General features: G+C 44.4%; 11 protein-coding genes. 6 read left to right on the plus strand and 5 right to left on the minus strand.

The genetic code is table 11. From position 1 onward, the window contains the following. Positions 1-25 precede the first annotated feature (25 nt). On the minus strand, positions 26-1,210 hold the full coding sequence (locus ONE56_RS10055; protein ID WP_041156110.1) for an NnrS family protein: 1,185 nt from the start codon (positions 1,208-1,210) through the stop codon (positions 26-28). 189 nt (positions 1,211-1,399) lie between these two features. Here ONE56_RS10055 and ONE56_RS10060 point away from each other — a divergent pair, with 189 nt between their 5' ends. Then, positions 1,400-1,951 carry a gamma-glutamylcyclotransferase family protein gene (locus ONE56_RS10060; protein WP_041156111.1) on the plus strand — a complete coding sequence of 184 codons (552 nt, stop codon included), beginning with the start codon at positions 1,400-1,402 and terminating at the stop codon, positions 1,949-1,951. A gap of 143 nt (positions 1,952-2,094) precedes the next feature. Then, positions 2,095-3,093, plus strand: coding sequence for a substrate-binding domain-containing protein (locus tag ONE56_RS10065; protein ID WP_423839789.1), 999 nt, complete (start codon positions 2,095-2,097; stop codon positions 3,091-3,093). Positions 3,094-3,240: 147 nt separating this feature from the next. On the opposite strand, the gene galK is transcribed toward ONE56_RS10065, so the two are convergent. The 3 genes from galK to galE all read right to left on the minus strand — a co-directional run bounded on the left by galK (position 3,241) and on the right by galE (position 6,962). Then, positions 3,241-4,401, minus strand: a complete 1,161-nt coding sequence (gene galK, locus ONE56_RS10070; protein ID WP_423839790.1) for a galactokinase — start codon at positions 4,399-4,401, stop codon at positions 3,241-3,243. Positions 4,402-4,678: 277 nt separating this feature from the next. Next, positions 4,679-5,740 carry a UDP-glucose--hexose-1-phosphate uridylyltransferase gene (locus tag ONE56_RS10075; protein ID WP_423839791.1) on the minus strand — a complete coding sequence of 354 codons (1,062 nt, stop codon included), beginning with the start codon at positions 5,738-5,740 and terminating at the stop codon, positions 4,679-4,681. Between the two features lie 202 nt (positions 5,741-5,942). Next, on the minus strand, positions 5,943-6,962 hold the full coding sequence (gene galE / locus ONE56_RS10080) for a UDP-glucose 4-epimerase GalE (protein WP_423839792.1): 1,020 nt from the start codon (positions 6,960-6,962) through the stop codon (positions 5,943-5,945). A 328-nt stretch (positions 6,963-7,290) separates the two neighbouring features. On the opposite strand from galE, the gene ebgR reads away from it, so the two are divergent. After that, positions 7,291-8,322 (plus strand): transcriptional regulator EbgR, encoded by a 1,032-nt coding sequence (gene ebgR, locus ONE56_RS10085; protein ID WP_423839793.1) that lies wholly within the window; start codon positions 7,291-7,293, stop codon positions 8,320-8,322. 145 nt (positions 8,323-8,467) lie between these two features. On the opposite strand, the gene ONE56_RS10090 is transcribed toward ebgR, so the two are convergent. Beyond that, the gene (locus ONE56_RS10090) at positions 8,468-9,385 is read right to left on the minus strand and encodes a LysR family transcriptional regulator (protein WP_423839794.1); all 918 of its coding nucleotides are present in this window, start codon (positions 9,383-9,385) and stop codon (positions 8,468-8,470) included. A gap of 114 nt (positions 9,386-9,499) precedes the next feature. On the opposite strand from ONE56_RS10090, the gene chrA reads away from it, so the two are divergent. The 3 genes from chrA to ONE56_RS10105 all read left to right on the plus strand — a co-directional run bounded on the left by chrA (position 9,500) and on the right by ONE56_RS10105 (position 13,477). Beyond that, complete coding sequence (gene chrA, locus ONE56_RS10095) at positions 9,500-10,639, plus strand: chromate efflux transporter (RefSeq protein ID WP_423839795.1); 1,140 nt, start codon at positions 9,500-9,502, stop codon at positions 10,637-10,639. A gap of 298 nt (positions 10,640-10,937) precedes the next feature. After that, a complete protein-coding gene (locus ONE56_RS10100; RefSeq protein ID WP_423839796.1) occupies positions 10,938-12,185 on the plus strand; it encodes an O-antigen ligase family protein in 1,248 nt (415 codons plus the stop codon). A gap of 185 nt (positions 12,186-12,370) precedes the next feature. After that, on the plus strand, positions 12,371-13,477 hold the full coding sequence (locus ONE56_RS10105) for a phosphatase PAP2 family protein (RefSeq protein ID WP_423839797.1): 1,107 nt from the start codon (positions 12,371-12,373) through the stop codon (positions 13,475-13,477). Positions 13,478-13,597: the final 120 nt, after the last annotated feature.

The following is a 13,597-nucleotide window of genomic DNA, read 5'->3' on the forward strand; positions in this document are numbered from 1 at the left end:
AGCTCCTCTTTCTCTAAAAATTGCGTCAGCCGGGATGACCATCAACTCGAGGGGTAATAAGCATCACGCCAAAACGCCACACAAACAGACCAAACGCGACTATCCATAACCCACCGCTAATATCAATCCACAGCATCATATTGGCAGGATCCAAGATCACCGCGAAGCTGCGTACGATGGCAGCCAGAATCACCGCTGCGAACGCAATACTCATGTTCGGGCCTTTATAAATCATTCGCCCAGTATGCCCCATCGTCACTCGAGCAATCATTGCCAAAATCAACCCACCCAATGCACCAATGGCAAACAGGTGAATCAGGTTATGGCTCGCGAAGGCATTACTCCACACGCCTCGCAAGATTAAGCTTAATGGTAAGCACAGGTAAGCCGCATGCAGGGACCAAACCAAAGGTTCACTGAGTGTTCGCCATGGTTTCCAACGCAGAAAGCGCACCAACTGTGCTAACCCTGCAAATAGCATCAATGGGTTGCCAAGCTCAACAAAGGTGACCGGGAAAAAGCTCAGGATAAACAACATCAACAACGGCAAGTTCGCTAACCAATCAAGCCACAACATTGGTTGAGCTTTTTCGAAATCAAACCGACGCGCGGTAAAAAATGGGATGACTCGCCCACCCATGACGGAAAGCAGTAAAGTAAACCACCACAGCATCGCTTGCCACACAGCCGAAGATGAAAATGGCGGCATACCCTTTATCGTTGCGTAACTGGCAAAATTCGCGAAAATAGCGAGAAAAAATAGCGGAACAAAGAAGAGATTGCGCCACCCTTTCGAGCGGTAGACCCGAATACCAACCTCATACGCGACAAAAAGTAAGAATAGCGACTCAATAATGCTGGTAACCCATAACGGAGTAGACGTCCACAGTAACAACCTTGGCGCTAACCATAACGCAAAAATCGCCAACAGTGTGTAATGCTTGGTGCCATTGATGCCCGTCCAGTTTTGCACCGCAGTAAGCACAAAGCCAGCAACAATCGCCATTGAAAAACCAAACAACATTTCGTGCACATGCCACCACAATGCAGGTACAGCAAGTGCATCCGGCTGACCAGCTTGAAACATCCACACCCACAAAGCTACCGCTATGATCGCATAGATGGAACCAAACAGAAAAAACGGCCTAAAACCTAAACGCAGCCATGCGGGGATCTTTTCTTCCACTTTTTTATCGGTAATGTTCAGCATTATGTTGCCCTCAAGCGTTGCTTTACCCTGATGAACTCAACTACACGATGAATGTTACCATAAACATGTATAAAAAATACATGTTAAAAACTAAGACTCCTCTTTAGGGGTAAAGTTTGTGCTTAAGAGCGGGGTTAGGTATAAAAGAAGTGAGCGAATACAAAACAAATAAAGCAAAGGAAAAGTCAGATGTATATCTTTGGTTATGGCAGCTTAATCAATGCTGCGTCACGAAAGTTAACCGGTCAAACAGGCGAAGCCATTCCCGTGATCGTTCATGGCTTAGTCCGTTACTGGGGAAAAATCGATGACAGCTATACCCTATCCCCCCTCGTAGTTAATCAAGGTGAAGGACAGGTCAATGGCGTGTTGCTGGAGGTCGATGAATCAGCATTAGCAGAATTTGATCGCCGAGAGCGCGGCTACCACCGAATTCCGGTTCAAGCTCATCAGATAGAAGCCGAGACGTCGTTTAACCGTGATCACGATATCTGGGTGTATGTTAAAGATGAGCCATTGCCGCCATGCTCAAAGAGCCCAATCATGCAAAGCTATGTCGATACCGTACTAGCAGGGTGTTTAGAAGTCTCTCACTCCTTTGCTGAGCACTTTGTTCACCACACAGTTGGCTGGCAACATGCGAAAGAAAACGATCGTCACCAGCCTAAATACGGCAACCTTGCAGGGGTCGAAGAGCATCATTATGAGTTAATTGATAACTTAATCGCTCAACATCGCTAAGGGTAACGTTTACACAATAACAACCTTTTAAATTACAGAGAGTAAGCTATACAGCTCTCGTTCCTGATAATAGAAAATTGCACTTGTTACACATTGGGTGTTTAATACCGCATATTCGATTTATTAGTCAGTGAAGGTTCACGATGGCAACCATTAAAGATGTGGCAAAAGAAGCCGGCGTGTCCGTCGCCACCGTTTCTCGGGTGATCAACAAATCCCCTAAAGCAAGCCAGTCTTCGATTGATGCGGTCACTTTAGCAATGAGTAAGCTCGGTTATCGTCCGAATGCCGCCGCTCGTGCCCTTGTCAGCCAAAGCACCAACACCATGGGCGTGTTGGTGGGTGATGTCTCTGATCCATTCTTTGGCACGCTGATCAAATCCGTTGATACCGTCGCACGTGAAAACGGCAAGCACATCTTGATTGGTAATGGCTACCACAACCCCAATGATGAACGTCAAGCGTTAGAGTTACTGATAAATAGCCGATGTGACGCGCTAGTCATCCATGCGAAAGGCTTATCTGATGAAGAATTGATTGGCTACGCCAAAGAAGTGAAAGGCATGGTATTGATCAACCGGCACATACCAGAGCTGGCCGATCGCTGTATCTCACTTGATAACTACAAAGGGTCGTATCTCGCCACAGACTATTTAATTCGTCATGGACACAGCAAAATCGCTTATATTGCTTCTTCACACGACATTGAAGATACCGATCAGCGCATACACGGCTATCAAGCCGCGCTCAAAGATAATGGTATTGTGCTTTCGAAAAGCTACATCGAATATGGTGAGCCAAACAGTGATGGTGGCGAAGCCGCCATGACCAACCTGTTGACGAAATCATTAGATATCACAGGCGTCGTGGCCTATAACGACTATATGGCAGCTGGTGCGCTCATCACGCTGGATCAAAATGGCCTTCAAGTCCCTGAAAAAATCTCGATGATTGGCTTTGACGACGGCTTAATTGCTCGCTTTGTTCACCCTAGCCTAACCACCATTCGTTACCCCATCGAGATGATGGCTGAACGAGCCGCTCGCTTAGCGCTGGCATTATCGCGCGATGAACCAGGCGAAGACGAAACCGTTGTTTTTAGCCCAACGTTGGTGAGAAGACATTCGGTAGAAAAGCGTTGAGCTCGCGCCTGAAGGCTGGGTGGTAACGCATAGCTAGTAATAAAAAAATGGTGGGAATATTACCCACCCAAACGCTATCTAAAACTCAAACTTATACAGCCTGATGCTGATAGCAACCCCCTAAACTCAACACTATATTGAGCTCACTCACAATACTTCAACCAGGCCTGCGCCTTCTTTAGCTTGGCAAACATAAATGGATTCTTTCAAGCCTGTGGCCGCTTGGTAGTTGGTTTCTACCGCTTCTTTAACTTGATCCACAAGCACTGGTGGCACAAGCGCCACAATACAGCCACCAAAACCACCGCCAGTCATGCGCACACCGCCTTGCTCACCGATCACATCTTTGACCATATTAACCAACGTATCTATCTCTTTAACGGTGATTTCAAAATCATCACGCATAGAGGCGTGTGACTCAGCCATCAATTCGCCCATACGTTTCATATCGTGTGAACGCAACGCCTCTGCTGCTTTAACAGTACGATCATTTTCTGTGATGACATGGCGAGCGCGCTTAGCCACCATTTCATCCATGCCTGCTGCTTTTTGATTAAACTGCTCGATCGTCACATCACGCAATGCTTTGACACCAAAAAAGCGCGCGGCTTCTTCACACTGTTCACGACGGGTATTGTATTCACTGTCGACCAACCCACGCTTCTTATTCGAGTTGATGATAACGACAGCCATATCTTCTGGCATGGAAACCGCTTGAGTTTCTAGACTACGGCAGTCCAAAAGCATCGCATGATTTTCTTGCCCTTGTGCCGAAATCATTTGATCCATAATGCCGCAGTTACAGCCAACAAATTCGTTTTCCGCTTGCTGACCATTGAGAGCGATTTCAGCCTGACTAATTTCTAGATTAAACAGCACTTTAAATGTCTGACCGATAACCACTTCAAGCGCCGCAGAAGAACTCAACCCAGCCCCTTGAGGCACGTTACCACTCACCGAAATATCCGCACCACTCAACTGATAGCCACGCGCCAGCAAGCACTTCACCACACCACGAATGTAGTTCGCCCACATTTTGTCTTGTTGAAAGGTGATTTCCTGAGTGATATCAAATTCATCCTCGGCATCTTGGTAGTCCACCGACACCACTCGTACGATGTTGTCGTCACGCTTCGCCGCAGCCACAACCGTTTGATAGTTGATCGCACATGGCAATACAAACCCGTCATTGTAGTCTGTGTGTTCCCCAATCAGATTGACACGACCAGGCGCTTGAATAATATGCGTCGGCGCATAGCCCAATACGGTGTTAAAGGATGTTTTCACATTTTGTATTAAATCAGACATAGTAAAATCTCGTTTTTTTTATTTTTAAAAATATATGAGGTTAAGGTCCTAGGGAAAACGATTTTGAGGTCCTAGGGAAAACAAAGGTCCTAGGATTTTTGAGGTCCTAGGATCCTAGGTTCTAGGTCCTAGGGAAGGAAAACAGAATACTGAATACGGAGCGCTTCGCTTACGGAATACGGAGGAAGGCTGAACCTCTGTATTCTGTAATCTGCAATCCGTAGTCTTTTCCTAGGACCTAGAACCTCTCTTTTCTCCCTAGGACCTTGTTTTTCCCCTAGGACCTTGTTTTTTCCTTATAATGCACCTCACTCAAATCACGCAGGCGTTGTGCGGCTTGTTCTGCAGTGAGATCACGCTGGCTTTCCGCTAGCATCTCGTAGCCAACCATAAACTTACGAACGGTGGCGCTGCGTAGGAGTGGTGGGTAGAACAGGGCGTGAAGTTGCCAATGGTCGATATCTGTACCCTCTTCAAAAAACGGTGCGTAGTGCCAGCCCATCGAGTAAGGGAAAGAGCACTGGAATAGATTGTCATAACGGCTGGTGAGCTTTTTGATGGCAACCGCGAGGTCATCACGCTGCACATCCGTTAACTCGCTCATGCGGCGAATATGCGTTTTTGGCAACAACATGGTTTCGAATGGCCACGCCGCCCAGTACGGCACAACAGCAACCCAATGTTCAGTTTCGACCACGATGCGCGAACCATCTTTAAGCTCTGCTTGCACATAATCCACCAACAAGTTGCTGCCGTTTTCTTGGTAGTAAGCTTTCAGGTTGTGCTCTTTGCGCTCAATTTCATTGGGTAAGAAACTATTCGCCCAAATCTGACCGTGTGGGTGAGGCTGTGAACATCCCATCGCCTCGCCTTTATTCTCAAACGCTTGAACCCAAACGTAATCTTTACCCAGCTCTTCAATTTGATCGTTCCAGGTATCAATCACCCCACGAATCTTATCAACGGGCAGTTCAGGCAATGTTTTGCTGTGATCGGGAGAAAAACAGATCACTCGACTCAAACCACGCACACCTTGGCTTTTGAACAGCGGATTGTCTGATTCAGGCGCATCAGGCGAGTCCACCATCAGCGCAGCAAAATCATTATTGAACACATAGGTTCCTTCATAATCCGGGTTCACATCTCCGGAGATGCGCTCATTGGTCGGGCACAGAAAACACTTCTCGTCGTATGCTGGTAACTCAGCAATGGATGGCTTTTCATCCGCACCACTCCAAGGACGCTTGGCACGATGAGGGGACACTAAAATCCATTGACCAGTGAGCGGGTTGTAACGACGGTGTGGATGGTCAACAGGGTTAAATTCAACATTCGACATAGTACTTACTCAACTTTTAAAAATTCTTTTTCGTTTCTCGGCTTTGACTTTGACCTAGGGAGAGAAAACTGATTACTGAACACGGAGCGCTTCGCTTACAGAATACGTAAGGAAGACTTAACCTCTGTATTCCGTAATCCGATCCCCCTAGGACCTAGAACCTAGGACCTCTGGCTTACAGCTTGATAGTTATTCCACAATATTATTCTGGGGAATAACCTTGCGGATTGTTCGATTGCCATTTCCAAGTATCGGCGGTCATCTCAGCCACAGAGCGAGTCGCTTTCCAACCTAGATCTCGTGCTGCTTTATCGGTACTAGCCCAACATTCGGCAATGTCACCTGGGCGACGAGGACACAATTCGTAAGGCACTGGCTTTCCGCAAGCCGCAGCGAATGCCTCAACCATTTCCAGCACACTCGAGCCTTTACCAGTCCCAAGGTTATAAATATGCAAACCCGCTTTTTCACCGACCGCTTTCAGCGCGGCAATGTGACCATCGGCTAAGTCCATCACATGCACATAATCGCGGACCCCAGTACCGTCCGGGGTTGAGTAGTCATCACCAAAGACTGACAGCTTTTCACGTCGCCCGACGGCCACTTGCGCGATGAACGGCATCAAGTTATTAGGAGTTCCTTGCGGATCTTCACCCATAGTGCCAGATGGATGTGCACCCACAGGATTGAAGTAGCGCAGTAATGTGATGCTCCAGTCGTTCTCTGCATGAAACAAATCACTCAAGCATTCTTCCACCATGTGCTTACTGCGCCCATAAGGATTGGTCGTCGCGCCCGTTGGGGAATCTTCAGTGATCGGAACAATGTCTGGATCACCATAAACCGTTGCGGAAGAGCTAAACACGATGCTCTTGACGCCAGCTTTTCTCATGCTGCGTGCCAGAACCAGAGAGCCATTGACGTTGTTGTCGTAGTACTCCAATGGTTTCACTACCGACTCACCCACCGCTTTTAAGCCCGCAAAGTGAATAACGGATTGAATATCGTGCTGGGCAAAGACCGAATCCAAAAACGCTTCATCACGCACATCACCTTGATGAAACACGGGTTGCTTGCCTGTGAGTGCTTCAATTCGGCTTAACACTTCCATTTTTGCATTGCATAAGTTATCAACAATGATTGGCTCCATGCCTGCTTCAATCATTTGCACACATGTGTGACTGCCGATGTATCCCATACCGCCTGTGATAAGAACTTTCACTTTGCTTCTCCTATTACTGCCCGATAAGTGCGTAATTGAGCTTTTAACCGCATTCATCTAGCAAATTCGCTTAACTGGCTAAAAGTCTAGCAATCAATTCCTATTCAGGTCCGTGATCAACATCAAGTTGTGTAAACGTTTCCACAAAATTCCATTAAAGTCTCGATTCACACTATTAGGAGAAAGAAAGTAAGAGAAAAAACGAAAGGCAGAGCGATGAATCGAGTAACTACTGAAGACGAAAAGTTTGTGAACGCATAAGCGCCTGTTTAAAATGGGCAAACGCTCAAACAAGGTGAGCTGTGCTAAAGGGAAGAGTAAGAAGTAAATGGCGAAATTAAAAGACATTGCGCAAGAAGCCGGCGTCTCACTTGCAACGGTATCGCGAGTATTGAATGACGATCCGACAATCAATGTAAAGGAAGAGACTAAGCTGCGCATTAAGCAGATCGCAGCAAAGCTTGAGTACCGCACCAGCAGTGCGAGAAAAGCCAAAGGCACAACACACCGACATCACTTTTTAGCCCTGTACAGCTACCCTCAAGCAGCAGAAGCCAGCGATCCCCACTACTTGTCGATTCGCCACGGAATAGAACGCCAGTGCGATAAATTAGGCATCGCGCTGAGCCATTGTTTTGGTCCAGAACTGGATATTGAAACCAAAAAGATCACGGGCGTCCTTTTAGTCGGTAAACCATCCCCTTCACTCACCGATAAGCTGCCGAAACGGCTCATAAATAGCATTTGCTGTATCAACTTTTCAGTTCCAGAAAACCCGCATGATAGTGTCGATATTGATCGCGCCCGAATCGCCAATCAAGTGATTGATTTATATATAAATCAAGGATACCAAAGTGTCGGTTTTATTGGAGATAAACAGATAAAAAGCCGCGCAGAAACTCCCAATAAAACACACCTAAGTGAAAGCGTTGTTCAGCGTGAGGACTTTTTAGATCATGGTAGGCTAAAAGGTCTTTTATCTGAACAAGACATCTACTGGAGTGACAACACCAGCCAGTCGGGATATGACGTAGCGAAAGCAATGCTGGCTCAAGATGATGTCCCAAATGCATTATTCATTTCATCCGATACCATCGCCATTGGTGTCCTTCGTGCCATTCATGAACACGGATTACATATTCCAGATGATATCGCGTTGATTAGCGTGAATGACACCCCAACCGCACCATTTACCTTCCCGCCTTTGTCAACAGTGTGCGTGCACCCTGAAGTAATGGGCGCTCAAGGTGTGAACCTACTGGTCGAAAAAATCCGCGACAATCGCTCCATACCACTGCGGGTGACACTACCAAGCCAGCTAATGCTGCGCGGCACCACCAAGCCTTTCTCAGATGCTTAGGTTTTCTCAGCTCACTCCCGCGAATTGCTAATTGCTAATTGCTAATTGCTAATTGCTAATTGCAGATAAATAAAGCGCATTTGATTGAACAAAGGAATAAGGTAAAACGTTTTCACTAAACTCAGTAAATCATATTATTAAACATTCACGCCATAGTGATTAACTCGGAAAGTAGCGCTCGTAACCAAATGCCTTTTTCATCATTGGTTCGACTGGTGTGCCACACCATTGCAATATCAAAATCCGCTACTGAAATCGGCGGTTTCACTGTCACTAAGTTATCTGAGAAGCCTTCTGCAAGCGCCATTTTCTCCGGCACGATAGCAATTAGTTCACGTTGCTTAAGCAATTTTCGTATGGTGAGAAAGTTACGCGAAGCCACCGTCACTTTGCGGCTTAAACCGTGTTCAATGAGCTTTTGGTCTACTTGTGTCTTTAAGCTGCCATCGGGGCTCACTAAAGCGTGTTCGATGTCGGCAAACTGTTGAACCGACAATGTATCCTTTCCTTTCAATACCCGCTTATCACACAAGCAAACGTGCCTTTCTGTGTACAAGTATTCACTGGTAAAGTTGTCATCTAATATCGGTATGCTGCCAATAATGACGTCCAATTTATCACTCTCGCTTAATCCAACGTAATTACTGCGATTCACGTTAACAAAGCTGATTTGTGCTTCGGGTGCGCATTGGCGAATGTGGTCATAAATCTTTGGCGCAAAGATAAATTCCGCGTAATCCGTTAAACCAATACGACACACGCCCGTGTAGCTATCGGGTTGGAAGGAGGATTTAGTAAGCAATTCTTTGGCAATGGAATCCAATAGATGATGCACGACCGGTGCGACCTGATGCGCATGCTCAGTCGGTTCCATCTTATGCCCTTTGCGCTCAAACAGCGAATCATCCAGCAATAGCCGAAGACGCGATAAGCTGTGGCTCATGGCCGACTGGCTGACGAAACTCTTTTCCGCAGCCAAGCTGACACTTCGATAACGATAAAGATAAGAAAACGTCACCAACAGATTCAGATCGATGTTACGCCACTGGATATCTTCTTTCATTCAAACCCAATCCCATTTCATTCATAGTTTTCATTAAATCTATTAATTGGAGTCATTTTATGTGAATGGGTAAATTGGCAACAGCGGAATTTTAGAATATTGAACAGGATCAGCATGTTTACCATTTTCAAAACCTTCTTCTGGCTCGGATGGATCAGCTTTGGCGGTCCCGCAGCACACATTGGTTATTTTCGTCAAACCTTTGTAGAGAAGTTGAAATGGCTCGATGACAGCGAATACGCACAAATCGTCGCATTGAGTCAGTTTTTACCCGGTCCAGGTTCAAGTCAAGTGGGGTTTGCCTTAGGCTATAAACGCGGTGGTTTAACTGGTGCATGCGCAGCCTTTCTTGGATTTACCCTACCTTCAGTTTTAATTATGCTCGTATTGGCCATGGTCAGCAGCCAAATCACCGATACCACTGTTTTTCAAAACATCGTGCATGGTTTAAAACTGTTAGCCGTTGTTGTCGTAGCGGATGCAACGTGGGGCATGTATAAAAACTTCTGCCAAAGCAAACTGACGGCGGGTTTGTGTGTCTCAACCGCGATTGCATTACTGGTGGCACCAAGTTTGTGGACACAAATGGCGGTATTGATCGTTGCGGGCTTAATTGGCACGCGCTTTCTTCGTCAGCCATCAACGGCTGAGAGCAAACCGTTTAAACCAACTCTCGCACCATTGGTGATATTTGCTCTGTTGTTCATTGGTTTGCCTTTGTTCGCGCATACTCTCCCAATACTCGGCCTGTTCAGTGACTTTTTCCAAGCTGGCAGTTTGGTGTTTGGTGGCGGTCATGTGGTACTGCCTTTGTTACAGAATATCGTTGGTGATCAATTGAGCCAAGACGCATTCCTAACTGGTTATGCCGCAGCGCAAGCAGTACCGGGCCCGATGTTTACTTTCGCAACATACATCGGTTATCAAATGTCTGCAACGCCAATCCTCGGTGCCCTGATCGCCACCATTGGCGTATTCCTCCCGGGCTTTCTCTTACTGCTTGGTGTACTCAAAAACTGGCAAGCACTGGCAGGTAAACCCAAAGTCTCGGGCGCGATTCTTGGCGTCAACGCTTCAGTGGTTGGTCTTCTACTCGCTGCACTTTACCAACCGGTATTCAGCAGCGCCGTAACTGCCCCTACCGACATCGCCTTAATCATTGCAGGGTTCTATCTGCTTAAGAAACTGAACGTATCGATACTGTGGTTGATTATGTTTTTTGTGGGGATGGGAGCAGCGGTTGGTATTCAATAAGTGCGCAAAATAAAATGTTAGCTAAGTAGAAATATGGGAAAATTCGCCGTCATGTGGCGATTCCCTTACCTATACTCATAATACGTAAAATCATGAGTAAGGTGTGATGTTCAAGACGGAACAGTTTTCACTACAAAAACAATACCCTACGCTGCTACTGTTCTTTATTCTAGGCGGAAGCATATTACTGAGCTTTACTCCCTATTGGCTTGATCCTACTACTCTATTTGATAATAAGCGCTTTTTTATTATCTTTTATCTGCTATGCACAGCGATAGTTCTTTTAGTCTCATGGTCCGTGCGTGAAAAAGTCATTGTATCTCTATCCACTTTGTCACGTACGAATGGCGTATTATTAGCCTTAGCAGTCGCTGCGGCGACTGTTGCCAACTTTACCAGCTTGTACTGGGTCAAGTCACAAGCCGTATTTAGTTACGCGCTGATGCTGATGATTGTCACCACTTTACTGACGGGTGTCATCCTAAAGCATAAAAATATCATTTTACGCCTTTACGTGTGGTTAACATTCACGATATTTCTTTCCGTTTTTCTTTTCCATATCCTCGCTACTTGGCAAGGTGATATTCCAAACTATCGCTACTTGTTCAGCTTTGTAAACCCAAGAAACATAAACCATATTCAAATATGGCTGATACTTCCCCTGCTTTACTGGGCCTGGAGTAACAAAGGAAAAGCGAAGTCCTGGATGTTCGCTATTCCGGTCGTTATTCATTTTAGTCTGCTGCTTGCTCTGGATGCGAGAGGAGCTGTCATTGCCAGTTTTACGGGCATCTTACTTTGGATACTGCTCTCAGAAAAAAAAGTAGAAAAACTCAAGTGGGCCCTGACATTGGTGGCTTGTGGGCTTCTCCTCAAATGGCTGTTGTTCACGCCGCTGCCGCAGTATTTTATTCATGGGGTTTGGCCTGACGGACAAGGAGAAATTCGCTTAAGCGACTCAAACCGACTGAATTTATGGTCGAATGCCATCGCAATGATGTCATTTTGGGGACACGGCGGAGACACCTTTGTTTGCAACAACGATGTCATTGCCCACTCCCCTCACAATTCCATTCTGCTAATGGCTGTCGAATGGGGAGTCATCACCGCGCTTTGTTATATCATGTTATTACTGCATATCTTCTATCGCGTTTGCATCACCACAGATGAGACGCTTCGCATCTTAGGTCTCACCGTTTTATCCGGATTTGCCTACAGTTTTATTTCTGGAGTCCTCAACACTCCGTTGAGTCAAGGCCTCGCGACTATATCAGTAGCTATATATTGGGCAAGTGTTAGAGAAGTAAATACATCAGAGAAAGAATCAAAATCTCGCTTACTCTCGTCAAAAGAATCAACACTTGCCCACCTCTGTCTGATATTTATCGCGCTTTGGTCTCTCATCTTCATTGGCTATAAAACTTACCAAAGAATAGACAACAACCAATATCGCCACATCAAGTTAGACTATTACATGCCTCAATTTTGGAGAGAACAAAATTGTATTGACGCAGAACCGAAGTTAAAAGTCTCTTCCAAGCTCTAGCGTTGGTTTTAAGAACATTAGTTAGCTCTTGATATTGATAAAATACGGCCATTGATTAGGCTATAATGTAAACAATCCAATTCTGTGATAGAGAATGAATTTGTAATAGATAAAGTTCACAACGTCAGATTGTCCATTTTCAACTATGCTTTGTTAAATCAGACGAAGTTTACAATGGGATAATGATGGCACAAGAACGCAAACTATCAATCACTATCACTTGGCGAGAAAGAGTTGACGTAGAGTTAAGCTCTATAAAAAAACATTTACTTGTTGACAAGGTGCTGTATCTATACAGCCTTATTACCACATTCATTATCTATCTTCTTTCATATTTCGTGGACTCTAACATCGCATATTCTTTTATAACCTACCTAAAAACGATGGGAGTCGCACTTTATATAACTGGAATATCACTTAGTATTTATTATTATTTATACTTAATTTTAAATAAAGAAAAGTATATATTGAAAAACTTCTTTGCCAAAATAAGAAATTTCGTATTCCCTGTAGGTAGGATAATATCGATTTTTATATCCCTTCTAGCCTTAAACTTAATATTTTCAAATCATACTTTTTTAAAATCTCTGATTCCGGAAATTAACCCATTTAAGTGGGATATGATTTTTTCAGAAGTTGATAAGTTTATTCATTTTGGATTCTACCCCTGGGAAATTACACATGCAATATTCTCATCTCCGTTATCATCACTAGCGATAAATTTTGCATATAATATCTGGTTCTTCTTTATGTGGGGACTGTTAATATTTTTCATAGTCTATAAAAACAAACCTCAATTGAGGCAACAGTTTTTATTATGCTTTTCTTTGTCTTGGATGATAATCGGTGTTTTTTTTGCCACGATATTTTCTTCTGCAGGTCCATGTTTTTTGGAACTTATAACAGGAAATAATCAATATGCACCATTAATGATCAAGCTTACAAACCAAAATCAGTTCCTTATGGATATGCAAATAGGTAAATTATGGGCTCTACCAACACAGCAACACCTTTGGAAAGAATATATGACACATGCAAACAGTATAGGTTCCGGTATTTCTGCCATGCCAAGTATGCATGTTTCCATAGCAATTATTATGGCACTAAGTGTTTACCGGATAAATAAAAAAATAGGTTTTTTTGCTTATGCTTACGCTATATTAATATTGATAGGATCAGTACATCTTGGCTGGCACTATGCAATAGATGGTTATGTATCTATTTTTCTAACGATAGCTCTATGGAAATTAATTGGATACTTAGTCAAAAAAGATAAGATCATTAAAATATAAATAATAAAACATGGAAAAACTTACAATGATAATGAAAGAAAATGTAGATATAAGAATAGCATTAACAATATTTTCTGCAGTATTTGTAAAATCAAAAAACCTGCAAAAGAAACAATTATC

Origin of the sequence: Vibrio mytili (genome assembly GCF_049563345.1) — a bacterium.
GTDB lineage: Bacteria > Pseudomonadota > Gammaproteobacteria > Enterobacterales > Vibrionaceae > Vibrio > Vibrio mytili.

Excerpts from the sequence above, each read along its gene's own strand:
- ONE56_RS10055 (WP_041156110.1), bottom strand. The coding sequence starts at position 1,210 with ATGCTGAACATTACCGATAAAAAAGTGGAAGAAAAGATCCCCGCATGG.
- ONE56_RS10060 (WP_041156111.1), top strand. The coding sequence starts at position 1,400 with ATGTATATCTTTGGTTATGGCAGCTTAATCAATGCTGCGTCACGAAAG.
- ONE56_RS10065 (WP_423839789.1), top strand. The coding sequence starts at position 2,095 with ATGGCAACCATTAAAGATGTGGCAAAAGAAGCCGGCGTGTCCGTCGCC.
- galK (WP_423839790.1), bottom strand. The coding sequence starts at position 4,401 with ATGTCTGATTTAATACAAAATGTGAAAACATCCTTTAACACCGTATTG.
- ONE56_RS10075 (WP_423839791.1), bottom strand. The coding sequence starts at position 5,740 with ATGTCGAATGTTGAATTTAACCCTGTTGACCATCCACACCGTCGTTAC.
- ebgR (WP_423839793.1), top strand. The coding sequence starts at position 7,291 with ATGGCGAAATTAAAAGACATTGCGCAAGAAGCCGGCGTCTCACTTGCA.
- ONE56_RS10090 (WP_423839794.1), bottom strand. The coding sequence starts at position 9,385 with ATGAAAGAAGATATCCAGTGGCGTAACATCGATCTGAATCTGTTGGTG.
- chrA (WP_423839795.1), top strand. The coding sequence starts at position 9,500 with ATGTTTACCATTTTCAAAACCTTCTTCTGGCTCGGATGGATCAGCTTT.
- ONE56_RS10105 (WP_423839797.1), top strand. The coding sequence starts at position 12,371 with ATGGCACAAGAACGCAAACTATCAATCACTATCACTTGGCGAGAAAGA.